At 60.4% G+C, this 22,338-nt stretch carries 20 protein-coding genes and 1 pseudogene; 10 read left to right on the top strand and 11 right to left on the bottom strand.

Going from position 1 to position 22,338, the window contains the following annotated elements; genetic code table 11:
- Positions 1 to 76 precede the first annotated feature (76 nt).
- The 5 genes from B0G82_RS14020 to B0G82_RS14000 form a co-directional block, all read right to left on the bottom strand.
- On the bottom strand, positions 77 to 1,183 hold the full coding sequence (locus B0G82_RS14020) for an IS5 family transposase (RefSeq protein WP_199730087.1): 1,107 nt from the start codon (positions 1,181 to 1,183) through the stop codon (positions 77 to 79).
- An 88-nt stretch (positions 1,184 to 1,271) separates the two neighbouring features.
- The gene (locus B0G82_RS14015) at positions 1,272 to 1,718 is read right to left on the bottom strand and encodes a type 1 glutamine amidotransferase domain-containing protein (protein ID WP_241974551.1); all 447 of its coding nucleotides are present in this window, start codon (positions 1,716 to 1,718) and stop codon (positions 1,272 to 1,274) included.
- A complete protein-coding gene (locus B0G82_RS14010) occupies positions 1,715 to 2,779 on the bottom strand; it encodes an NAD(P)-dependent alcohol dehydrogenase (protein ID WP_121307684.1) in 1,065 nt (354 codons plus the stop codon). The genes B0G82_RS14015 and B0G82_RS14010 overlap by 4 nt, the downstream gene beginning before the upstream one ends.
- A 104-nt stretch (positions 2,780 to 2,883) precedes the next feature.
- Entirely contained in the window at positions 2,884 to 3,183 is a 300-nt protein-coding gene (locus B0G82_RS14005) for a superoxide dismutase (protein WP_121307683.1), read from the bottom strand.
- 32 nt (positions 3,184 to 3,215) lie between these two features.
- The gene (locus tag B0G82_RS14000) at positions 3,216 to 3,782 is read right to left on the bottom strand and encodes a flavodoxin family protein (RefSeq protein ID WP_121307682.1); all 567 of its coding nucleotides are present in this window, start codon (positions 3,780 to 3,782) and stop codon (positions 3,216 to 3,218) included.
- 180 nt (positions 3,783 to 3,962) lie between these two features.
- On the opposite strand from B0G82_RS14000, the gene B0G82_RS13995 reads away from it, so the two are divergent.
- The 7 genes and pseudogenes from B0G82_RS13995 to B0G82_RS39405 all read left to right on the top strand — a co-directional run bounded on the left by B0G82_RS13995 (position 3,963) and on the right by B0G82_RS39405 (position 8,396).
- A complete protein-coding gene (locus B0G82_RS13995) occupies positions 3,963 to 4,868 on the top strand; it encodes a LysR family transcriptional regulator (protein WP_121307681.1) in 906 nt (301 codons plus the stop codon).
- Between the two features lie 70 nt (positions 4,869 to 4,938).
- Positions 4,939 to 5,361: an antibiotic biosynthesis monooxygenase gene (locus tag B0G82_RS13990; protein ID WP_199730086.1), complete on the top strand. Its 423-nt coding sequence runs from the start codon at positions 4,939 to 4,941 to the stop codon at positions 5,359 to 5,361.
- Positions 5,362 to 5,386: 25 nt separating this feature from the next.
- On the top strand, positions 5,387 to 5,905 hold the full coding sequence (locus B0G82_RS13985) for a DUF1330 domain-containing protein (RefSeq protein WP_121307680.1): 519 nt from the start codon (positions 5,387 to 5,389) through the stop codon (positions 5,903 to 5,905).
- A gap of 64 nt (positions 5,906 to 5,969) precedes the next feature.
- Positions 5,970 to 6,335: an antibiotic biosynthesis monooxygenase gene (locus B0G82_RS13980; protein ID WP_121307679.1), complete on the top strand. Its 366-nt coding sequence runs from the start codon at positions 5,970 to 5,972 to the stop codon at positions 6,333 to 6,335.
- Between the two features lie 19 nt (positions 6,336 to 6,354).
- Positions 6,355 to 7,287: an NAD(P)-dependent alcohol dehydrogenase gene (locus tag B0G82_RS13975; RefSeq protein WP_121307678.1), complete on the top strand. Its 933-nt coding sequence runs from the start codon at positions 6,355 to 6,357 to the stop codon at positions 7,285 to 7,287.
- A gap of 2 nt (positions 7,288 to 7,289) precedes the next feature.
- Positions 7,290 to 7,481: pseudogene (locus B0G82_RS13970) on the top strand (HTH domain-containing protein); the annotation flags it as partial.
- A gap of 471 nt (positions 7,482 to 7,952) precedes the next feature.
- The gene (locus tag B0G82_RS39405; RefSeq protein WP_147439481.1) at positions 7,953 to 8,396 is read left to right on the top strand and encodes a hypothetical protein; all 444 of its coding nucleotides are present in this window, start codon (positions 7,953 to 7,955) and stop codon (positions 8,394 to 8,396) included.
- Positions 8,397 to 9,191: 795 nt separating this feature from the next.
- Here B0G82_RS39405 and B0G82_RS13960 read toward each other — a convergent pair.
- Both B0G82_RS13960 and B0G82_RS13955 read right to left on the bottom strand, forming a co-directional pair.
- Entirely contained in the window at positions 9,192 to 12,170 is a 2,979-nt protein-coding gene (locus tag B0G82_RS13960) for a TrlF family AAA-like ATPase (protein ID WP_121307676.1), read from the bottom strand.
- Between the two features lie 206 nt (positions 12,171 to 12,376).
- Positions 12,377 to 13,354, bottom strand: a complete 978-nt coding sequence (locus B0G82_RS13955) for an ATP synthase subunit J (protein WP_241974547.1) — start codon at positions 13,352 to 13,354, stop codon at positions 12,377 to 12,379.
- Positions 13,355 to 14,203: 849 nt separating this feature from the next.
- Between B0G82_RS13955 and B0G82_RS13950 the strand changes: the two genes are divergently transcribed.
- Together B0G82_RS13950 and B0G82_RS13945 are read left to right on the top strand one after the other, a co-directional pair.
- Entirely contained in the window at positions 14,204 to 15,037 is an 834-nt protein-coding gene (locus B0G82_RS13950) for a DUF932 domain-containing protein (protein ID WP_121307674.1), read from the top strand.
- A 123-nt stretch (positions 15,038 to 15,160) separates the two neighbouring features.
- On the top strand, positions 15,161 to 17,359 hold the full coding sequence (locus tag B0G82_RS13945) for a ParB/RepB/Spo0J family partition protein (RefSeq protein ID WP_121307673.1): 2,199 nt from the start codon (positions 15,161 to 15,163) through the stop codon (positions 17,357 to 17,359).
- A gap of 58 nt (positions 17,360 to 17,417) precedes the next feature.
- On the opposite strand, the gene B0G82_RS13940 is transcribed toward B0G82_RS13945, so the two are convergent.
- The 3 genes from B0G82_RS13940 to B0G82_RS13930 form a co-directional block, all read right to left on the bottom strand.
- Positions 17,418 to 18,044 carry a hypothetical protein gene (locus B0G82_RS13940; protein ID WP_241974545.1) on the bottom strand — a complete coding sequence of 209 codons (627 nt, stop codon included), beginning with the start codon at positions 18,042 to 18,044 and terminating at the stop codon, positions 17,418 to 17,420.
- An 82-nt stretch (positions 18,045 to 18,126) separates the two neighbouring features.
- A complete protein-coding gene (locus B0G82_RS13935; RefSeq protein ID WP_121307671.1) occupies positions 18,127 to 18,849 on the bottom strand; it encodes a protein mobD in 723 nt (240 codons plus the stop codon).
- 10 nt (positions 18,850 to 18,859) lie between these two features.
- Positions 18,860 to 19,327, bottom strand: coding sequence for a hypothetical protein (locus B0G82_RS13930; protein ID WP_241974544.1), 468 nt, complete (start codon positions 19,325 to 19,327; stop codon positions 18,860 to 18,862).
- A 271-nt stretch (positions 19,328 to 19,598) separates the two neighbouring features.
- On the opposite strand from B0G82_RS13930, the gene B0G82_RS13925 reads away from it, so the two are divergent.
- Positions 19,599 to 20,705, top strand: a complete 1,107-nt coding sequence (locus B0G82_RS13925) for an IS5 family transposase (RefSeq protein WP_199730085.1) — start codon at positions 19,599 to 19,601, stop codon at positions 20,703 to 20,705.
- Positions 20,706 to 21,738: 1,033 nt separating this feature from the next.
- On the opposite strand, the gene B0G82_RS41075 is transcribed toward B0G82_RS13925, so the two are convergent.
- Positions 21,739 to 22,107, bottom strand: a complete 369-nt coding sequence (locus B0G82_RS41075) for an aldolase/citrate lyase family protein (protein ID WP_277872790.1) — start codon at positions 22,105 to 22,107, stop codon at positions 21,739 to 21,741.
- Between the last annotated feature and the right edge of the window lie 231 nt (positions 22,108 to 22,338).

The raw sequence follows: 22,338 nt of genomic DNA, 5'->3' as shown, positions 1-22,338 counted from the left end.
GGTTTGCCGCGCTGTCCGCGCGGGGCATGCGCACGCATGCTGCCCTTCTGGCGCGCAGTCTTCGCGCCGTGGCGGCTCATCGCGTCGCTCCTTGCGGCACCACACCTGGCATTCGGGCCATGCGGGTCAGATTGCTCGCAACCATCGTCAGTTTGAAGTGCTGGTCGACGCGCCGGATGCCACGATAGACCGTCTGCCGGATCCGACCGACCGTTTTACCCCAGCCGAAATGCTCTTCGATACGTTTGCGGATGATCTGGCTGATCCTGTAGCCCGCATGCCGCGAAGTGCGACCGTCGATCGCGCTACCACCTTGGCGATCATCGTTGCGCGCGACATGCGGCGTTACATTGCGAGCCCGGCAATCGTTCACGAAGTCGCGGGTGTCATACGCCTTGTCGGCACCGACTGTCTTCGTATGAGCGCCTGGCACGCAGTCGAGCAATTGCAACGCGCTCGCCCGCTCGGCAAAACCATCCGCGTGACTGACCACGGCGCCGACCACCAGCCCCGAGCGGTTCTCCATCAGGATGTGTCCGTGGTAGCACAGGATGGCCGGGCTCTTGTGGCTCTTCTTGAACAATCGCGCCTCCGGATCAGTAGTCGACTCGTGCGTGGCATTGCTACGTCGCTCGCCTTTCCAGTCAGTGTCGGCGTTACGGCCACCGCCGGCTGGCGGACCATCGTCCGGGCCGTCCTTGCGGCGGAAGCTCTTGTGACTGGCCCACGCCTGAATCAGCGTGCCGTCCACCGAGAAATGGTCTCTCGACAGCAGGCCCCGCTTGTCCGCCAGGCTCATGACTTCAGTGAAGAACGCTTCCACGACTTCATGCTCCAGCAGCCGGTCGCGGTTCTTCGAGAACGCCGAGTGGTCCCACACGGTGTCCTCAATCGCCAGCCCGACAAACCAGCGCAACAGCAGGTTGTAGCGCATCTGCTCCATGAGCATGCGCTCGCTGCGCACCGAGTAGAACACCTGCAACAGCAGCGCCCGCATCAGCTTCTCGGGCGCAATCGAGGCACGGCCGGTGTCCGCGTAGATGACGCTGAACAGCCCGTTGAGCCGTTTCAACGCATCATTCACCAGCAACCGGATCGGTCGCAACGGGTGATCCGCCGGGACGAAGTCCTCGAGCTTGACTGTCGTGAACAGGGGTTCCTGCATCTCATCCATTCCGCGCATCGCATCCGCTGCCAAAAATCATGAACACGATATCCATAACGCCCGTCCCTCAAACCCCGTTTACACGGGATCCAAATTCAACAGCCTGCTAGAGGTAACTGCCGTCCGAGAGCGTCGCGTTCACCAGCGTGGCCGGTCCGTAACAGACCGCAGACACGATGCCGCCGGCCTCCCATATCTCGCGAATGACTTTCTGCACGGCAGGGCTGTCGGCGAAGTCCCACATCGTACCGTGGCCGCCGGCAAAGAAAACCGCCGAATAGCGTGATAGATCGAGATCGCCGAGCACCCGCTCGTCGTGAAAGCGCTTGTCCTGCCAGTAGCGATCATTGACCGGAGCCGACAGATCGAAGAAGTTGAATGGCGGGTGGCCACCACGAATCGAGGCGATTTTTACCGGAATGCCGGCTGCTTCGAACACGCCCAGTGGATGCGTCAACTCCATCATCGCAAAACCGGTGGGCTCGCCCGGATCGCCGCGGATAGGATGGCTGGTGACCACGCACAGGATGGGATTGATGCCGGTGCCGTTCATACTTGCTGTCTTGCGTTTTTGAGCGAAGCCATGTCGATGACGAAACGATATTTGACATCGCTTCTCAGCATGCGCTCGTAGGCTTCGTCGATCTTCTCGACAGGAATGATCTCGACATCCGACACGATTCCGTGCTCGCCGCAGAAATCGAGCATTTGCTGGGTTTCGCGCACGCCGCCAATAAACGACCCCGATATCGCCCTGCGGCCACGCACGACTGAACCGGCATTCACCGGAGTGCCGAGCGGTCCCATGTATCCAATGAGCACCAGCACGCCCTCCAATGCGAGCGTCGGCATGTAGGGATTGACGTCGTGATCGTACGGAACCGTGTCGACGATCACGTCGAAGCGGCCGGCAACGGCCTTCATCTGTTCGGGGTCGCTCGACAGCACGACGTGATCGGCACCGAGACGACCCGCATCGTGTTCCTTGCCCGCCGAACGTGTGAACAGCGTGACTTCGGCGCCGAGCGCGTTGGCCAGTTTCAACGCCATGTGACCCAGCCCGCCGAGCCCGATGACCGCGACCTTGGTCCCCGCCCCGACATTCCAATGGAGCAGCGGCGACCATGTCGTGATACCGGCGCAAAGGAGTGGTGCCGCGCCTGCCGGATCGAGGCCGTCGGGGACAGACAGCACAAACTTGTCGCGCACGACGATGACGTCCGAGTAGCCGCCATAAGTGATACTGCCGTCGTGCCGATCCACGCTGTTGTATGTGAATGTCGAGCCCTCGGCGCAGTCCTGCTCCCATCCCTTCAGACAAGGTTGGCAGTGCTGGCAGGAATCGACCATGCAGCCGACGCCCACCATCATGCCCGCCTTGAAGCGCGTCACGTTCTCGCCAACCTGGCGCACGCGTCCGATGACCTCGTGGCCGGGCACGATCGGATAGGCGGTGAAGCCGCCGTGGTTGCGTGCGAGGTGTAGATCTGTATGACAGACGCCGCAATAAAGAATGTCGATCACGACATCGTCCGACCGGGGAGTGCGCCGCTCGAAGGCGAAATGCTGGAGCGGATCGTTGGCCGAGTGAGCTGCAAAGCCCGTTGCACTCATGAAGTGTGATCCCTCGTCGCGCGTCGCGCGACCGAAATGAATGGATGATCCGGTCACGTCATACGCAATGATTCGACCGGAGGCGACACGCCTGCGCTCGATTCTCAGGCATTGCCGGAAGCGAACAGCGCTTCCCAGTTCGTGAAGGGGCCAAGCGGGATGACGTCCCAACCGATCAGCCCGGCCTTGGCCAGCGGGAACTCGGCGAGCGCCGTCTTTGCAGCCTCCACCGACTCAGCTTCTGCGATGATCGCGACACCAGGACGGTCCTGTCGAAAATAGATATCGCGGATGATGCCTCCTTTGTACATCTGCCACGCATGGCGAGCTTCGTCCTGCATGTGCGGCTGGTATTTCTCGAGGCTGGCACCCGGCTGGGGGACATCGAGGCAAAGCAGTTTCATCGTCGAATCTCCCTTAAGTAATGCGAAACGGTTCAGACGGGTTGGAAGCGGCCCGCTATTGTCGCGACGCGGCGGCCGAGGTACTGAGCTGTCATCAGATCGCTTGCGGGCGGCGCCACATCGGGTGCCTGATCCACGTTCGCATGGGTCATGACACCCAGCCAGCTGCCCAGCCGGTTCAGATCGTCAGGGCTGGCGGTGCTGCTGTTGTTGCCGGGCATCAAATCGAGGCCCACCCAGATCATCCCGTGCTGTGCGGCAAATAACGCCATCGATACCAGCGAGTTCAGCTTGTCGCCGTGCTGAGCGCCCGAGTTGGTGAACCCCGCGGCAATCTTGTTGCGCCATTTCAGCGCGGTCCATGCAGCCTTTGTCGATTCTTCGAAGAACTGCTTGAGCCGGGCGCTGATCATGCCGTTGTAGGTCGGCGAACCAAAGATGATCGCGTGGCTCTCTTCGAGCGTTGCCCAATCGACGCCGTCAGCGACTGCTAACAGTTTCGCCTCGGCCCCGTGGATCTGCCGAACGCCTTCCGCGACGGCCTCCGCCACTCGCGCGGTGTGGCCGTAGCCACTGTCATGCACGATTGAAATCAACATATGTTTGTCCTTGCCTTGAAGGTTTTCGCTTGCCGAGAGTCAGTTGGATAAGCAATGCTTCATAAGCACGCCTGAAAATCTCGTTGCTGGCTAATTACTTTAAAGTAGAATTTGAAGAAGCATCGTCGGAAATAATTCCCACCTGTGCTTCCTCAATTTCTACAATCGCGGAGCAATTCTGTGCGTGACCGATTTGATGGCGTGCAATTGTTTGTGGAGGTCGTCGACGCAGGCGGCTTTGCGAAAGCGGGTGAACGACTTTCGCTGACGCGCTCGGCAGTCGGCAAGGCTATCGCGCGTCTCGAGGAGCGGCTTGGGGCGCAGTTGTTTCAGCGCACAACCAGGAATCAGTGCCTGACCGAAGACGGACAGCAATATTACGAGCGCTGTCTTCGAGCGATCGAAGAGATGCGCGCTGCGGAAACCATGCTGGAAAACGGCCGCCGGGAAGTGGTAGGGAGGTTGCGCGTCACACTGCCCACGTTGTTCGGTCGCTACTGCGTCGCGCCGATCCTGCGATCGTACGCGCGAGCCCATCCCAAACTTGAACTGGAATTGAACTTCAGCGATCGCCAGGTCGATGTGATCGCCGAGGGCTTCGATCTCGCGGTGCGCAACGGCGTGGCGGGTAACGGCACCACGCTGCGCGCCCGGCTGCTGGTCAATCAGCGCAAGGTATTGTGTGCATCGCCAACCTATCTCGCAGCGAGAGGCGAACTGCACACGCTGGCCGATCTGGCGAAACACGATTTGCTCCCCTACTGGCGCAACGAGCACGGTCTGCTGTGGCAGCTTCCTGACACGACCGATGCGCTTGTCGATTTTCAACCGGCTTCGCGCTTGCGTTTCGACGATCTCGAGGCAATCGCCGATGCCGCCGTCGACGGCATGGGGCTGGCCTGGCTTCCCTACTGGCTGATTCGCGACCGGATGCGACGTGGCGAACTGGTCGAGATCTGGCAACATCGGCCGACGGCCGTCGTCGAAGGCTACGCCGTCTGGCCGGCAGCGCAGTACCTTCCTCTGCGCTGCCGCCTGGCTATCGACGTACTCGCCTCTGAACTGCCGAAACGCGTCGAGGCGTAATCGCACAGTCCCGCTTGATCGCGCCATCCAAAAACATCGCCCTACATCAACCAGACCAGCGAGACGTCATATGCCTGAACATCGCATTCGGTTGGGACCATGGCTGCTTGCCGCAGCCATGCTCTGCAGCCCCGGGACCAACGTGCTGCACGCGCAGGAACCGGACAAGACCGTGGTTCGCATCGCCGAACTGGTGATCGATCCAGCGCAGCTGGGAGCCTACAAGGCGATCGTCATGGAGGAGATGGACGACTCCGTCCAGCTCGAACCCGGCGTGCTCGCCATCTATTCGGTCGCCGAGAAGGACAAACCGAACCATCTGCGTTTCTTCGAGATCTATGTGAGCGACGAAGCCTATCGGGCGCACATCGAATCTGCGCACTTCAAGAAATATGTCGCGCTGACCCAGCGGATGATTCAGTCGCGCGCTTTGATCGAGACGACGCCCGTACAGCTCAGCGCCAAAGCGCGGCAACCGAAGTCGGTCGATTGACCCTGCTTCACGACGGAACCCCTGCATGAAACGAAAGCACATCTTGCTTGCCGCGATCGGTGCGACGGCTACGTTAGCCGCCAGTGCATTAACCGCGCTTGCTCAAACACCAGCTTCCGAGTCGCAACCCAGGCATGGCAAGACACCCGCGTACTACATCGCTGACTTCGAGCTCACCGATCCGGAAGGCATCAAGCCGTACCGCGATCAGGTGGATGCAACATTCAAAGCCTACAGCGGACGTTACATCGTGCGTGCAAGCAACGTGGTTCGGCTGGAGGGCAATCCGCCGAAACATCGATTGATCATCATCGAGTTCGACAGCATCGACCTGGCCCGTGCCTGGTACAACTCGCCCCAAATACGCCAGGATCCGCCCGTTCCGCCAACGCTCCGGTCACACGAACGCCTCCATCGTCGAGGGACTGCCGCAGTAGCAGATGATCCGGCAGACATTCACGCGCCCAAACCGCGACCACCGAAACGATATCATGCAAAATCCGTGTTCGAATGGTGCCAGAAACTGTCACCACCCCTTGCTTAGAATGGCTCCGCGAACGACGGGCAGCAAACCGCGCTGCCCTCGATCACTCAACAGGAGCTGCACCATGCATCGTTTCGAACCGGTCGACCCCGTTTATCCGGTTGCCCGCCAGGCAGATATCGACACCGCCTCCATCATGGTCAATCTCCTGACGATGAAGCCGGGAGACGAGGCCGCGTTTCCCGCGGCGTGGACGGCCGATTCGCTGTTCATGAAGTGCCAGGCCGGTTTCGTCTCGACGCAGTTGAATCGCGCGATCGGCGAGAACCCGACCAACCTCAACTATGCCGTCTTCCACGACGTGGCCGCATGGCGCAGTGCCTTCAGAACGCCAGAGTTCCAGCAAAGGCTCAACACACCCCCGGCATACGTTGCGGCCCGGTCCCACCTGTTTGCGAAGGTCGCGGTTCCCGACCTGTGTAAGGCATGAAGCTGAGGCGACAACACAGATGAAACGAATTCAATACAGCCGTTATGGCGGCCCAGAGCTCATGCGCGTGGAGCATTTCCAGTTACCTGCGCCGGGCAACGGCGAAGTTGCCGTGCAGGTGAAGTTTGCCGCCATCAATCCGATCGACTGGAAGCTGCGCCATGGACAGATGAAGATCGTTACGGGCAACGCTTTTCCCCGCCCGATGGGCATGGATTTTTCGGGGACGGTCATCAGCGTCGGTCCCGGTGTCACGCAGTACAAGGCCGGCGACTCGGTATTCGGCCTCGCCCGCTTCAAGGAAAGTGGCGCGCTCGGGGAAGCAGTCGTGACGAAAGAAAACTTTCTAGCGACCAAGTCCGAGAACATTTCTTTCGAGGCCGCCGCGTGTCTCGGCACCCCCGGTGTCACAGCATGGAACGGGCTGATCGACAAGGCGAAACTGCGAATGGGCCAGCACGTCTTTATCAATGGTTGCGCCGGCGCGGTCGGTGAAGCAGCCGTGCAGATCGCGCGACTCTTCGGTGCCGTCGTCTCCGGCAGCTGCAGCGCCCGAGACATGAAGCGCGCAACATCAATGGGTGTGCAGCACGTCTACGATTACCGGACGACGGATTTATCGGCAATCACGACACGCTTCGATGTAGTTTACGATACCGCAGCCACCATGACGGTATCGTGCGGCCTGGCCATGCTGCGCCGGGGCGGCGTGTTCCTGGATCTCAATCCAAGCCCGGGCAAACTGGTCCGGTCGCTTTTCGAGCGACGGCTCAAGCCCATCATCGGTTCGCCGCGAGCCGAGATCCTGGAAAAACTGGCGAGTGCCGCTCGCGAAAACAGGTTCGGGATACCCGTTGGAGAAACCGTTTCCCTGAACGGTGCCATCCAGCTGATTACCGAGCTGGAAAGAGGCCGCAAGCTCGGCGGCAAAGGCGTTGTGGCGATGGAGTGAGCATGGCCAGAAGTCATCGACTCTTTGATCTGATGCAGGCGCTTCGACGACACCGAAGGACGGTGTCGGGCAGAGCGCTTGCGCAGGAACTGGGCGTGTCGCTACGTACCATCCGTCGCGACGTCGCGACGCTGCAACACATGGGTGCCGATATCGACGGAGAGCCGGGCGTCGGGTACATCCTGCGGCCAGGGTTAGCCATAGCGAGCGCTGGCATTCCGGCGTCATGCTTGACCAGTTGTTGCGAACTGCGTTGATCGCGGGCCGGTCGCTCCAGCGTCTCCAGCACTCGATGCAGGCGCGCTTTACCGTTTCGGACCGAGTCGAATCGAAGACCTTCCGCACGTAGACCGCTCTGGACTTCGTAGGACCACCATAAAGCGTGCGCAGATAGTGCAGTATGCTTCCCTCGACCTGCAATAGATGCGAACTTTGTTCAGGAATACGGTCGAGATACCAGTCAATGGTCGCATGAATCTCTTGGAACCCAAGGTCCATGCGAACTGCATAAACACCCCGCATAACGGAAGCCCACGAACCACGAAACGAATTGAGGTTCTTAGGCTCGAGAAGCGTGGCGACAAGACCAATCGCCGCTTTGGGCGCCACCAAACGCAAAGTCCTGGTGATCTGCGTAACCAAAAAGTTATCGGGAAGCTGTACAGTTGGAGCAGCTGATATGCGATAACTTTCTACGCGTTGAAAAACTTGAAGGACCGGCATCCGAAAGCTTTCGTGAACTGGTTGGTGGTTCGGTCTCAGACTCGCTCGACGACGGTGAAGCCGCGACCCTAGCGTTTGCTCACAATAGCGGTTTTACCGCTGCAATCGACGAGAAAAAAGCGACACGAATCGCCGCGGCACGTTTCGCGTCACTACGCCTTGTGACGACTGTCAATATTCTTGCTTACCGTTCCGTGCAAACACGATTGGGGACTCAGGCATTGGCTGAAGCAATGTTTCGCGCGCTTCGATTCGCAAGAATGCAGGTTCAAGAGCGCCAGTTCGATTGGGTCTCTCAGCTCATCGGACAAGAGAATGTTCAAGCTTGCTCGACGCTGAGGCGACATGTAAGACGGAAGCTCGCCGTAAATGGACCGGGAGTGTGAACCCGCACAAAACTGCACACAGGTATGCGAGAAACCTCTTTTGCAACCGAAGGCTCCGGCGTTGCTGTGCCATCGGCTATCTGCTGTCGACATCGCCAGCCTCATTCGTGACAATCTGCGAGCGCTGCTCGGATAGCGGGAAGTGGAACGCCCGAGCGGAGCCTGCAACCGTTGGCGTGTTATTCAACCCGCCGATCGCCACGTGATGCAGATCTGGGCTGACTATATGAGGGCTATCCTGCCAAGATCCTCCGGGATCGGTTTGCGGTACAGGATCGAATGGCATGTTGAAGTCGTGATAGTTGAATCGTCATCGATGATCTCAAAGCCATGTTCACAGATGACGATCTGATAGGTCGAGATGCGGTCAAGGTTCAACCGGAAAAATCGGACGTTCGGGTAACGCTGAATCAGGTAGTCACAGGTTCGATCATGACTGCCCGTCACCATGAGAATTTGTTTATGCATTTATCGGAATACATTGAATCCTGCGGCGGGAATGCCGCGTTCGCTTTCGGGAGCAGGAGCCCTGACGCCCCGCGCCACCATTCCTCACCATCGTTAAAGATCAGGCTTCGGCGGAACCAAACGAAGCTCACGACTCAATGGGCGAAAACGAGGCGACTTGAGGTTTATTGATGGAAACCGCGCTCCCGGAGTACGACACGCGTAACGCATACCCGCCCCGGACCGCCACTCGCCAAAAAAATCCGGCCAGAGACCCTGCAAGCCTGGACCGTCTCCTCGCAGCGCTGAGGCGACGTGGGTAGCCAGTGTCAGTGCGTCCTGCAAATCTCATCGTTCAAGGCGCACTCTCAGGCGGCGGGCCCGTTCCTGGAACGCACCCTCTCCGCCTTCCAGGATATCGCACACCGCTTTCCGGATCTCTGCGTTTTCCAGCCCGCCGGATTTGTAGGTAATGGGCGGAAGCGCTCCTGGCGGATGGGGTCCCGACTCTGCAATGATGATCTGATCTGCATCCGTATTGATCACGAGGTTAGCATTGTGCGTCACCATGATGACCTGGCGATACGCCTTCGCTTCGACGAAGAGATGAACGAGTTCGTCAAAAACGGATTTTGGGTCGAGATTCTCTTCGGGCTGGTCAATCACCAGCGGTCGGTTATCGCTGTCGTCAAGCGCCAGATAGAGAAGAAGCAGCACGATTCCGCGGGTGCCAGGAGACAACTTGCGGATATCGACGCCGTCATAGTCGATTCCGTAGCGCACCTCGACATGGTCCGTGCTGAACAGCCACTGCGCGAAGCGCCTGGACCAGGCACGAAACTCCGCCTGCTCACTTTGTGCCACCGGTGAATGCTCAAGAAGATCCTTCTGATACAGACGGCGGAACTCGGCCATCGCGCCGCGCACCGCTGCGGAATCACCCGCCTCCCACGCTCCCTTTAGTATCTCGTTCGCCTTTTGGAGCAACGTGCCCTTCCCACGAAATGCACCTGCCATCCGGAGATCGATGAGGGTGTCCTCCGCCTCTGCCGCCCACCCCTCCACATTCGCCACCCGCGCAACGGAAAACGACAGCTTCTTCAGCGTACCGGACGCAGCAGCCAGCCGAGCCATTAACGGTGCGTATAACTCTTCCAGCACCGTCTGTTCGGCGATCAGGGCGTCGAACGCCCGGCCATAGGCCTCCTCACGCTCCTTCTGGAGTTCACGCGCACGATCCTTCGCGCCGTGTGCGTCCTTGATCTTGTTGTTGAGCGTCTGCAAGGCCGCTGTCTCTTTCGCGATGCGACCTGATAACGCCGTATATTTCCGCTGCGTCTCCTTGTCAGCGCTGACCAGTTTCTCAAGCCGTGCCATCTCCGCCTCAAGCATCGCGAGCGACAGTTTGCCGACATCTCCGTCATCCGGGAAGAAGGGCTTGTTGGGATCACCCGGTGCCGGGGCGACTCCCTTGACTAATGCGATCTCCTCATCGACCCATTTCACGTAGCCGGCAAGATTGTCGTCCACCGGACCTTTGTAATCGAGCAGGAACGAGGCCCACTGCTCGTCTGACATACCACTGTGAAGGTGCCGCACCCGAGCCTGGCGCAAAGCGTCAGGGGCCTGATTGACGCGGAGATCCTTCACCTCGTCTTGCATGGCGAGGAACGTCTGCCGCTGGCTGGAAAGGTTACGTAGTTTTGATCGCAGCTCGTTTGCGGCTGCCCCGAGTTCCGTGTGGCGCTGGGCGCGCCGTTCACTGCCAGCCGAGACGAGCTTCGCCCGGTCTGCCGTATAGGCATCGACCAACTTCTTCTTCTGTGCGGCCTGACTCTCGAAGCCGGAGAGGAGCTTCTCCTTTTCCAGCTCATTATTGATCAGATCGGAAAGCTGAGATACGGCCTCGGCCTCACGTTCACGCGCAAGGCGATGCCGTGATGCGCGCTGTTCGAGCAGCTCTTCGAAATCCAATGCCCCGTCGCGGGACTCGTCGGGGTGCGCGTTGAAAATGACCCGCTCAATCTCCCGCAGGAGCCCGTCGGTCAATCCGCTTGACGAGCACAGCTCTTCCACGAATTGCTGGGAGAGATAGCGCACCCGCTCGTACACAGCGGGACCATCTGCATCGGTCCCATCTAGTCTGCGGACACTTGGCTCACCCGCCGCCCAACTGACCTTCACCTTCCCGTTTCCGACCAGTTCGCGAGCGCGGACGAGAAAAGAAGGATTCGCCCATTCATTCGCATGCCACGCTTCGCTGGAAATCGAATCGCAGCCGGCCGCAATCATGTCCGCGAGCGCGGTCTTCCCGGACCCGCGCGCGCCGATGATGGCCACAAGTCCTGGATTGAGCGGAATGACCGGCGTGTTGACCCAAGGCGCGTCCTGTATTTCGATCTGAGCGATGACCTGCGATGGCGTCGCGGTGGCCGGAGGCTCCGAGCCGACATAGGCGCGTCCGCCGGGATCGATGCATGCCTGCCGGAGCGAGTCAAACTCCAGTCCGCCCTTGACCCAGGAAAAGCGATCACCGAATGGGGTGGCGACGTCTTCGAGCTTGTGCGCGTCACTTCCATGCAGGCACGGTTTAAGGCCCCCATACAGCGCGTGGATTTCTGCGGGTCTGAGGCCACGCTGGCCGAGCCAGAATTCTCGCTGTGATGCGCTGCTGGCGAAGATCACATGAGCAAAACTTTCAATCTCGCGCCGGATCGTCTGATCTGCCGCCTCACGAACCCCGGACGTGCCGTCGTTTGCTCCGCCCGCAACGGCGATCAGGATGTTCTTCTTTGCCCATCCGCTTTCGCTGAAGACCTCGCGCAACTGCTGGAAATTCACCTTGAACTGGTTAGCTCCGTAGGCGAGCGCTGCGCGATCATCGGTGATATTCGGATCTGCCTTCTTCCCAAGGCGGATCAGCTCCGATCGCGTACAGTCGAAGCGATCCTGCATCACATTGAACTGAAGACGGGACAGCAGCCGCTGAAGTTCCTCCAGATGCTTCGCGTCGTCGGGACTCACAAACAGGTGAAGATTGACGAAGCCTCCCTTGGCAGTGGCAACGTCGAGCCGGAGTTCGACATTCGGAAAGACGAGCTTCACACCTGGCAAGCGGCCTGCAACCTTGTGCCGGCAGACTGCCTCATACGTATCGGTAACATAATAGTCAGTGACTGCAATCGCCTCGATAGCGGGCGTCGCATTTTCCAGAGCGGCGAGATAGTCCTCCCATGCTGTCGGTCCGTTGAACTGATTGTTCATGACGGTACCGGGTGCGTGAATATGTGGCTCCCACCTGCGCCATTCTGATCCCCGACTCATCATTGTAATTAGACCCCTATGTCCGAAAAATTTTTTGCAATCTCGCTACGTGTTCGCGCGCACAACACTGCAGGGAGGACACCGTTTCAATGCTTGCGCCGCTCCTTCCCGGACGCTATGGAATAACGCCCACGCACCGACAAACCGCCATGGTCTGCTCCATGCCGCGGTTTGCCTATGACATGAACGAACGCTATGGCGTTTGCCTGTCAATCTTCGGCTCCTGTAACCTGGCGCCGGAATTTCGGCTCAAGCATCAACTTGTGCGTCACATAGGTGACGGCCCCGAACGGATTGCGTGGGTCCTTGCCCGACTTCTCCACCCTATCCTGCGCCCGCCAGATGCCGAACATGACGATGGCGGCACCCACGGGAAAGTTCAAAAGCCAGTTCGGGTCCTCATGAGCAATGCTGACTTCGAACGTCTCGACACGGTCTGAAGCACCGGTTTTCCGGTAGAGCGCGTCGCAGTTCAGAAAAGCATTCTTGAACTTGTCTCCCGGTGACGGAACGTAGTGCGAGCGCACGGTCGCCGCCAGTGCGATCGGAAAAGCGTTCGTCCCGCCCTGCCTCACCAGCTCCCACGCTTCGTCGTACCGCTCACGCTCGAAAAAGAAGTCCTTCCATGCGATGCGTCGCGTACCGAAACGCAGGATCAGTTCCGACGCCATGAACGTATCCGATTCGCATAACGCGCGAAGGGCGACGAGATCGGCCGTCGTTCGCACGTAACCCGAGAGCTTCTTCTCTGACTGGACAACATCGATGGTGGCATTCCGGCCCGGCGTCCCGGCACCCGTGCCGGGACGGACCGGTGTCGTGCCGGAAAGCCCCTTGCCGCGCAGGCCATTGTGAAGCACGAGCAGTCGCAGTTCGCGTTTGCCGGTATCGAGTGCCTTCACAAAATCCGGATCGGATTGCGCGACGATAGCCGTCAACCGTCCCGGCGCGTCATAGCGGCATCCAGCGACATGCTCGGAATCACTGGTCAGGCCGATGTAGGCGGGCACATCGATTGGCTCGATCCGGTTAGAGCGGTTCTGCTGGTAACGATGCACGAATCGCACCGCACATCCGCATGGCGGATGATCGCAGACAAGATCCGGTATTTCCCGCTGCCCGTCATGAAGCGCCTGCAACGCCTCAACGGTCCACGCCTTTCCCCGTCGGTCCAGCGCGGACCGCATCCTGATTCCTTTTCCCATCGTTCTAAATCTTTTACTGTCAGGAATAGGCATGTTATCCCATCAAGACGCCGATGTGCGCGCAACAGCAACGTTGAAATAACGACCTGTGGCGAAGGTACCGCGCGGACCCGCAAGCCTAGCCGGCGACAGCGCCGGTGGTAAATCGCGCCGGGCACGACCCGCACAAACCTCCCTGAAAGACGAATGCAAGATCCATCGGCATGCCCGGATTGCGCGCTGGATTTGTGCAATGACACCGATTGTTTGCGGGAAAGCGGATCCGCGAGCCGGGCATCCTCCGCGCCGCCGATGCAGGGCTCGCGTTTGACCGTCTCCGCGCTTGTTCATCCGGCATGCGAAGGCACCCCGGCGGCTACCGGAAGGGCGCGACCTGGCTCAATGTCGGGCGCCCCCGCCGCTTACGCGCCGTGACCGGGCTTTCGCGCTGCGCGTCGAGCCCCGTTCCGCGTCTCGCCCCTGACGGGCATCAATCCCTGGCGCAGCAGTTGACCCGGTCGCCTTCGAGCAAGATGCCGCATCCGCGGCACCGCTGCCCGGTCCACCCGGAACGCGGCATGCATCCGGCCCCCTGGTTACCGCCCTTGACCCGCGACCGTAGCCGATAGCGGGCAGGCATCAAGGGGCAAGGGACCGTGTTGCCCGCACCCCTCCCTCGCCTTTTTCCTTGACGCCTGCCCGCTATCGGCTCCTCCAGTCGCACGGGCGGAAACCCGGGAGCCTAGCGGCAGCAAGGCCAACCCCGAGTTCCACCGGAAAGTGTCCAGCCGCAACGGCACGGCGCATTCCTCCGCCCGGTTTCAGACCTCAACCTTGACTGTGGAGACTGCCATGCAACTCGCATCCTCTTTCCGTTACGGCTCGCCGATCCTGCGCGCCGACTCGCCTCTGTCGGACGACCAGATTCGCCATGTAGCGCCGTCGATTTTCGCGGACGGCAAGCACGAAAGCCGTTCGGAACGCTACACCTACATTCCCACCATCAACGTGTTGCGCGGCCTTCGCAACGAAGGGTTCCAGCCGTTCATGGTGTGTCAAACCCGCGTGCGTGACGAAGGCAAGCGCGAGTACACAAAGCACATGCTCCGGCTTCGCCATACCGAGCAGATCATCGGGGACGAAGCCAACGAAATCGTGCTGCTGAACTCGCACGACGGCACCAGCAGTTACCAGATGCTCGCGGGCGTGCTGCGCTTCGTCTGCCAGAACGGCATGGTGGCAGGCGACAGCGTCCGTGATATCCGCGTGCCGCACAAGGGCAACATCGTCCAGAACGTTATTAACGGCGCATTCGACGTGCTCGATGGATTCGACCTGATCAGCGACCAGAAGGACGGTATGCGCACCGTCGAACTGAACCTCGATGAACAGCAAGCGTTCGCCCGCTCCGCTCTCGCCCTGCGCTACGACCCCACCGACGCCGAGGCACCCGCCCCGGTCAGCGAAAGTCAGCTACTGATGCCGCGCCGTTTCGAGGATCGCCGCACCGACCTTTGGACGGTCTTTAACCGCGTTCAGGAAAACCTCACGAAGGGTGGCCTGCATGGTCGCTCGCGCAGCGGGCGTGCGATGTCCACGCGTCCGATCACTGGCATCGACCAGAACGTGAAGCTCAACCGCGCACTGTGGATGCTCGCTGACGCCATGCGCCAGATGAAAGCGTAAGTGCGCCAGAGACAACTGCACGCCGCCTCCCCTCATTCCATCAGGACTCCTGTCCGGGTTGCGTCCTGATGGAATCCGGTAGCGGACCCGGAATCTTCGTTCTCAACTTTTATGGGGTCAGTCATGCAAAGCCAAACCGAAACCACCACGGCAAATACCTCCGAAACGGGCTCTCCGCTCGAAACCAATTTCGGTAACGAGCAGCCAATCGTGACAGTGCCGTATTCCAGCCTGCGGCCCTCACCGCTCAATGCCCGCACGAAACCCCTGTCGGGCATTCCGCCCCTCGCTGCCAACATCCGCGCGAAAGGTCTGCTGCAAAACCTCGTCGTTCATGAAATGAAGGGCGCGCGCATCAAGCAACGCAAATATGGCGTCTGCGCGGGTCAGCGCCGCGAGGCCGCGCTCGACCTGCTGTACGAGCAGAGACACATCGCTGCCGATTACCCGGTGCCGGTACGGATCGTCAGCGAAGGCGAGGCCCTCGCCATTTCGTTGATCGAGAACAGCGAACGCGAAGGGCTCGACCCGTTCGACGTGCTGCGCGCGTACAGGATGCTGTCGGAGGAAGGCCGCAGCGTCGATTACATCGCCGCGCTTTTCTCCGCTTCGCCACTCACGGTCAAACGGCGCATGAAGCTTGCCAACGTGTCCCCGAAGCTGCTGACGCTGTTGCGCGAGGACGCGATCACGCTCGACCAGTTGGCCGCGCTCTCCCTCGCGAACGACCACGAGACGCAGGAGCATATCTGGTCCGAGGCGAACGAGTGGCAGCGCCAGCCGAACTACCTGCGGCAGGCCATCACGCGCGCCGAAATCGATGCCAGCCAAAGTCGCCTCGTGCGTTTCGTCGGCCTTGCGGCCTATGAGGCAGCAGGCGGCTATGTGCGCCGTGACCTTTTCAGCGACGACGAGCACGCGGGATACATTGCCGACGCCGACCTGTTGCAGAAGCTCGTCGCGGAAAAGCTCGATGCCGCTGCCAGTGATGTACGCGCAGAGGGGTGGGGCTGGGCGGAAACGCGCATCGAGCGTGATTTTCTGGAACTGAACTGTTACGGCAGGCTGCGCCCGGTCCAGCGTCCGTACGCCGCGGACGAACAGCGCGATATGGATGCACTCACCGCGCAGCAGGACGAACTGGCCGAAAAGATCGAGGCGCTGTCGGAGGACGACGATAACGCCTACGAAGAAGCCGACCGGCTCAACGACGAAATCGAGCGGGTCAATGGCGCAATCATCGCGCTCGAAGGCCGCACGGTGGTATGGGACACGCAGCAGATGGCCGAAGCCGGCGCATTCGTGATCGTCGGCCGGCAGGGCGAACTCGTCATCGAACGCGGCCTCGTGCGGCGCGAGAACAGCGCGGCGCTCGATGCGGCGGGCGCAACGGTCACCGGCATCCCGGAAGCCGAAGCGCCGGATACGCTGTCCGCGAAAGTACAGAAGATCAAACCCGTCCACAGCGCTAAGCTCTGCCAGCGCCTCACCGCACACCGTACCGCCGCCATCCATGCGGAACTCGTCGCGCAACCCGCTATTGCGCTCGCGGCATTCCTGCGACAGCTGGTCCCGGCGGCGCTACCCGAGCAATACGGGCACACCTCCTCGCGCGGCTATCTGGCACTGTCCGGCGAAAACAATCACGACAGCCTGCTGCGCGCCACCGACGACCTGCCCGCCAGTCCGGCATGGAACGCTATCGAGACGCAGCGTGCACGCTGGATCGCGGAATTGCCCGCAAAACGGGCCGACCTGTTGCCGTGGCTGATCGACCAGGATCCCGGCACGACGCTGCTCGACCTGCTCGCGTTCTGCACTGGCACGCTGCTCGATGGCATCACAACGGAAGAAAAGCCGCACACGATCAACGCACTCGCGAGCGCGCTGAACCTCGACATGACCAAGTACTGGACGCCGACCCGCGCCACGTATTTCGATCATGTCAGCAAGGCGCGCATCGCTGAAGTCGTGTCTGCCGCCGTGTCGCCGAAAGCCGCTGCCGATCTCGACAGGATGAAGAAAGCCGATGCGGCAACCGCCGCCGAGCTTCGGCTCGCGAAGGCAGCATGGCTCCCGGAAATCCTCACCGATCGCGAAGTCCCGGTCACACCCGCCTGGGCTATCCGCGACGAGGACGAGGATAGCGACGAGGACGACGAAACCGAACCGGAAACGATGGCAGGCACCAGCACAGAGCACGTCAGCGGCAGCGCGCGCGATGTAGCAGCGCCCCTTGCAACCGGCAGCGAACCGCCGCCGTGGCCCTTTCCAACCGCCACCAGCGTGAACATCGCGCCGACCGGTCGCCCCATCGCATAACCACCACCCCAAAAAGGGGCAAGGCAGACGGCCAAGCCATTCAAGGCCTGCCGTCTGCCTATCTGGACCGCCCCGCCTCGCAGTGCGCGCCCGCAAGATGACACCCGGTCCCCCAGTACGCCAGCCCACTCGCACCTAGGACCGTCAGGCACAAGATGACACCGCCGACCAGTAACATGCGACGCATGGAGCGTGCGAAGCGCCGCTCCATGCGTGTCGCCATCGCCTCGACCCGGCCCTCCGCCGTATCCACCGCCTGCCCGAACTTGCCGATCGCGTTGCTCATCAGCTCGCGCTGCTCGCGTGCGGAAAGTGCCGCTGCGCCAATCAGCCGGTTACCCGCCGCACACGCCACCTGAATCGTCATGCGCTCTATCATGACGGTCAGCGCGGTTTCGTTCAGGTTCGCCAGGGAGGCCCGGTAGCGGGCCTCATGCTCGTGAATGAGGTTTTCCGCCAGCTGGATGGTCGCCTTGCACCGCTCGAGCGCCTCGCGATGCTGCTGCATCAGCGCCTCACTCGCGCCGCCAACCTCTCGACGCGCGGCTTCGAGACTTCCCTCGCTCGCCCATCGGATTCGTTCCGGCATCGCTTCATACATGCGCGCGTAATACTCAAGCACGGCGATGATCGACCATAACGCGTCGTTATCGCGCAAGTCCAGTACGCTCGACACCTGATGCATGCGCGCAAGGCTGGCCGCATCCGGAACCTCGCCGGACACCGCCCGAAAAATGCGGACAAGCGGATCGACCGGCTTCGACCGCTTACTGTTCATGCGTCTGCTCAGGTGTCGCCCCGCTAGCGCCGAGCACCTTCGAGAACATCACGTCGCACAGCACCCGCCAGCGCAGCAGTTCCGCCCGCTCGCCAATGTGCATTTTTCTCGCCGCCTTGCGGATCGACATACGCTGGATACGCAGCTCGTCCGCGACACGATCCGCCAGATCGGGAAAATCGAGCGAGTGGCCGCGTGCCTCGACGGTCTTGCGAAGCTGTGACGCCTGATACAGCGCAAACTTGTCGGGCGTACCGAAATAACCATTGCGTACGACATGCGTCACCGCATCGGGAAATGTACGGCTGAATGCATGCAACAGTTCAAGGCTGTCTCGCTGCCTGTTGATTACCCAGAGCACAACGAGTTGACGTCGCAACTCGCCGAGCGTCGTTGCCAGTGTGGCACCGAACTGTGCAACGCCCGGCTGGTTGCGGGCCGCAGTGTTGACGATGACGGCTGCATCACGGTGTTCGTCGCAAAAGTTGACAAGGCCGATCCAGCCTTCGGCTTCATCGAGATCATAGGCAATGCAATGCATCTCCTCCTGAACGGCCTTCATCACGTCCGGATTGGACGTATCGGTTTCCACCAACGTGACGGGAATATCCTGGCGCTGAAGATAGTCGGTGAACGCGAGCGAAACAAGGCTCTTGCCCACGCCCCCCTTGCTACCGCCAACCAGAAAAATGGGGTAAGTCGTCGCATTCATTTAGGGTCCTCTACAGGTTTTCGACATCGGGCGTGATTTCGAACGAGAACACGTCCCGCATGACCATCGCCCCCGGCTTGCTGTCTGCCCTTCCCCCATCCTGCTGATGTCCGCTGCGCGTTTTATCCGCGTGCAGCAGTCTCGCCTGATCCTGCTTCCTAACGCGCTGCGATCCCGTGGCGGATACCGTCGTTGCCTTCTTCTCCACTGGTTGGGATCGGCTATCTTTTGTGGCGCGCTGCATCGCATATCTTAGTGTGCTGGCACTGATGTCCACACCTTCCTGCGCGAGTTGCTGGACGATCTCGTCGAGCGTGTATCCTTTCCTTTGCGCGTCACTGATTCGTGACCGCATTGACTTCACCGCATCCCGCACGTTGACGCGATGCTCATGAGCAGGCTTTTCCGGCAGCGCCTCCAGACGCCGGGCCGCTGCGCCCCATTGCGCCTGGGTAAAGCTCTTCACCACGGGCATCATGTACTCCAACGCGCTGTCTTCTCGCCATCTTGCTGAATGGGCTAACGCTCGTCAACGTTCGAACATCGGCCCCGACCGGGACGTCGGTACTTCCCGGTATGCCCCGGAATTCGCCGGAATTCGCCGGAACAGAAAATTTTTTTGCGCCGTGGTACGCAGGCAACTCAACGGCAAGTGCCCTAGCAGGCTGTTGAATTTGGATCCCGTGTAAACGGGGTTTGAGGGACGGGCGTTATGGATATCGTGTTCATGATTTTTGGCAGCGGATGCGATGCGCGGAATGGATGAGATGCAGGAACCCCTGTTCACGACAGTCAAGCTCGAGGACTTCGTCCCGGCGGATCACCCGTTGCGACCGATCCGGTTGCTGGTGAATGATGCGTTGAAACGGCTCAACGGGCTGTTCAGCGTCATCTACGCGGACACCGGCCGTGCCTCGATTGCGCCCGAGAAGCTGATGCGGGCGCTGCTGTTGCAGGTGTTCTACTCGGTGCGCAGCGAGCGCATGCTCATGGAGCAGATGCGCTACAACCTGCTGTTGCGCTGGTTTGTCGGGCTGGCGATTGAGGACACCGTGTGGGACCACTCGGCGTTCTCGAAGAACCGCGACCGGCTGCTGGAGCATGAAGTCGTGGAAGCGTTCTTCACTGAAGTCATGAGCCTGGCGGACAAGCGGGGCCTGCTGTCGAGAGACCATTTCTCGGTGGACGGCACGCTGATTCAGGCGTGGGCCAGTCACAAGAGCTTCCGCCGCAAGGACGGCCCGGACGATGGTCCGCCAGCCGGCGGTGGCCGTAACGCCGACACTGACTGGAAAGGCGAGCGACGTAGCAATGCCACGCACGAGTCGACTACTGATCCGGAGGCGCGATTGTTCAAGAAGAGCCACAAGAGCCCGGCCATCCTGTGCTACCACGGACACATCCTGATGGAGAACCGCTCGGGGCTGGTGGTCGGCGCCGTGGTCAGTCACGCGGATGGTTTTGCCGAGCGGGCGAGCGCGTTGCAATTGCTCGACTGCGTGCCAGGCGCTCATACGAAGACAGTCGGTGCCGACAAGGCGTATGACACCCGCGACTTCGTGAACGATTGCCGGGCTCGCAATGTAACGCCGCATGTCGCGCGCAACGATGATCGCCAAGGTGGTAGCGCGATCGACGGTCGCACTTCGCGGCATGCGGGCTACAGGATCAGCCAGATCATCCGCAAACGTATCGAAGAGCATTTCGGCTGGGGTAAAACGGTCGGTCGGATCCGGCAGACGGTCTATCGTGGCATCCGGCGCGTCGACCAGCACTTCAAACTGACGATGGTTGCGAGCAATCTGACCCGCATGGCCCGAATGCCAGATGTGGTGCCGCAAGGAGCGACGCGATGAGCCGCCACGGCGCGAAGACTGCGCGCCAGAAGGGCAGCATGCGTGCGCATGCCCCGCGCGGACAGCGCGGCAAACCGGTAATTCAGCGGGAAATTGCACGCGCAAGTCTCCTGAACATAGCTTCGGTCGTCATGACGGGGCGCTTTTCAACAGCCTGCTAGGCATCGCACATTCATATCGGCCTTGCGATCGAACAGTCCCAAGCTCTTCCGGGCAACGCTTTGCCATTGATATGCATGCACCACGTGATGGGCGGGAGTTGCGAAACCTGATGTGATGTACGTCGCCGCTGCAGTGTTTACTGCGCGACCTGATGATGGTCGGCTCATTCAATCTGCGCAAGCTCGACAGCCTGTCGCGCGTCGCCATCACATTTTCTTGTGCAGGGTGTCCGCTAATGTTCTCGAAAATTGCGCCGAGGCACGGGTCTCACGGCTTTCGGTCGCGTTGTTTATCTGCGCGAGACGAGCAAACAGATTCACTGCGGCGTCGTTCTTTTCGCCAGTTCCGGTTCACCTTGCTGCGCGAGATGCGCAGCTTTCCTGCACTTGGTGGGTACGGTTCATTGCAGCCACAGTCCATCTATTCGCGGAGGTACAGCAGATTTCACTCCTTCTTTCTGCGTCGGGCTCTTGGACCTGACGGACGAGATGCGTGGTTTTTCTGCGCGTTCGGGTGCGCCGTTTTGATCGGGTAGCCCGTCTTTTCGCACCCGCACGGTGAGATGCACTCACGCAATGTGCGCCACGCGAAAATAAAGACGTGAAAACAAAGTATGGCAGGATAGGCTTGCGCCGGTTTTGGGCGCCCAAGGGGCCAACGCTTGAATTCCAGAGAGTCGTCCGCGCTGTCTCCGCATCGTCATAGTGGTCGTGCGCGTCGTATTCGTCGCCGACGCAATGAACTGGATGTCCAACACTGGGCCTACAAGGAACACGACAATCTCATGTTGCCGCTACAAGTCAAAATTTTGCTCATTTCTTTTATGTCAAATGCCCTCTGCCAACATTCGCTTTCAATGTATCGACGCGCGTCAGCATGAGCCGGCGCGAGGTTCGCGGCGGCTCATGCTGACACTCCGGGCCGCCCGCTGTGCTTCCGAGATAGCCGCCTGCCCTGCCTGGTCCGACGCATTGCCAAGATAGTCCATCGTCGCTGCCAGATCCGACGGACCAACGAAGGTCGCGTCAACTCCGCCTACGGATGCGATTTCGGCCGCCGCTTTCACGCCAGCGGGCGACTCAATCTGCATCACCAGGGCGATGTCCTCAGAGGCGTTGCGATGATTGTTAGGCACGCGTCCATAGCGGTTGGCTCGCTGCAAGCCAGCGACCCCGCGCTTACCCTTCATCGGATACCGGGTCTGTTCAACAATCGCCACAGCTTCCGCCGCGCTCTCTATGCACGGGAAGATCAGCTAACGCGCGCCAGTATCCGGGAGCTGTCTGGTCAGGTAAGGATCAGAACTCGGCAGCCGCACCAATGCTTCGAGGGATCGGCGTCCGTAACCAGGAGCTGGATCAGTACGCTGGGCAGGTCGTTCGGAGAGTGCTCCATGTCGATGGCCAGCCAGTCGAACCCCGAGGCTGCAATGAGATCCCACGTTACGTTGTCAGCGAGCGAGCACCACAAC

It is taken from the genome of Paraburkholderia sp. BL17N1, from assembly GCF_003634175.1.
GTDB lineage: Bacteria > Pseudomonadota > Gammaproteobacteria > Burkholderiales > Burkholderiaceae > Paraburkholderia.
This window is presented reverse-complemented; position numbering and strand designations above follow the sequence as displayed.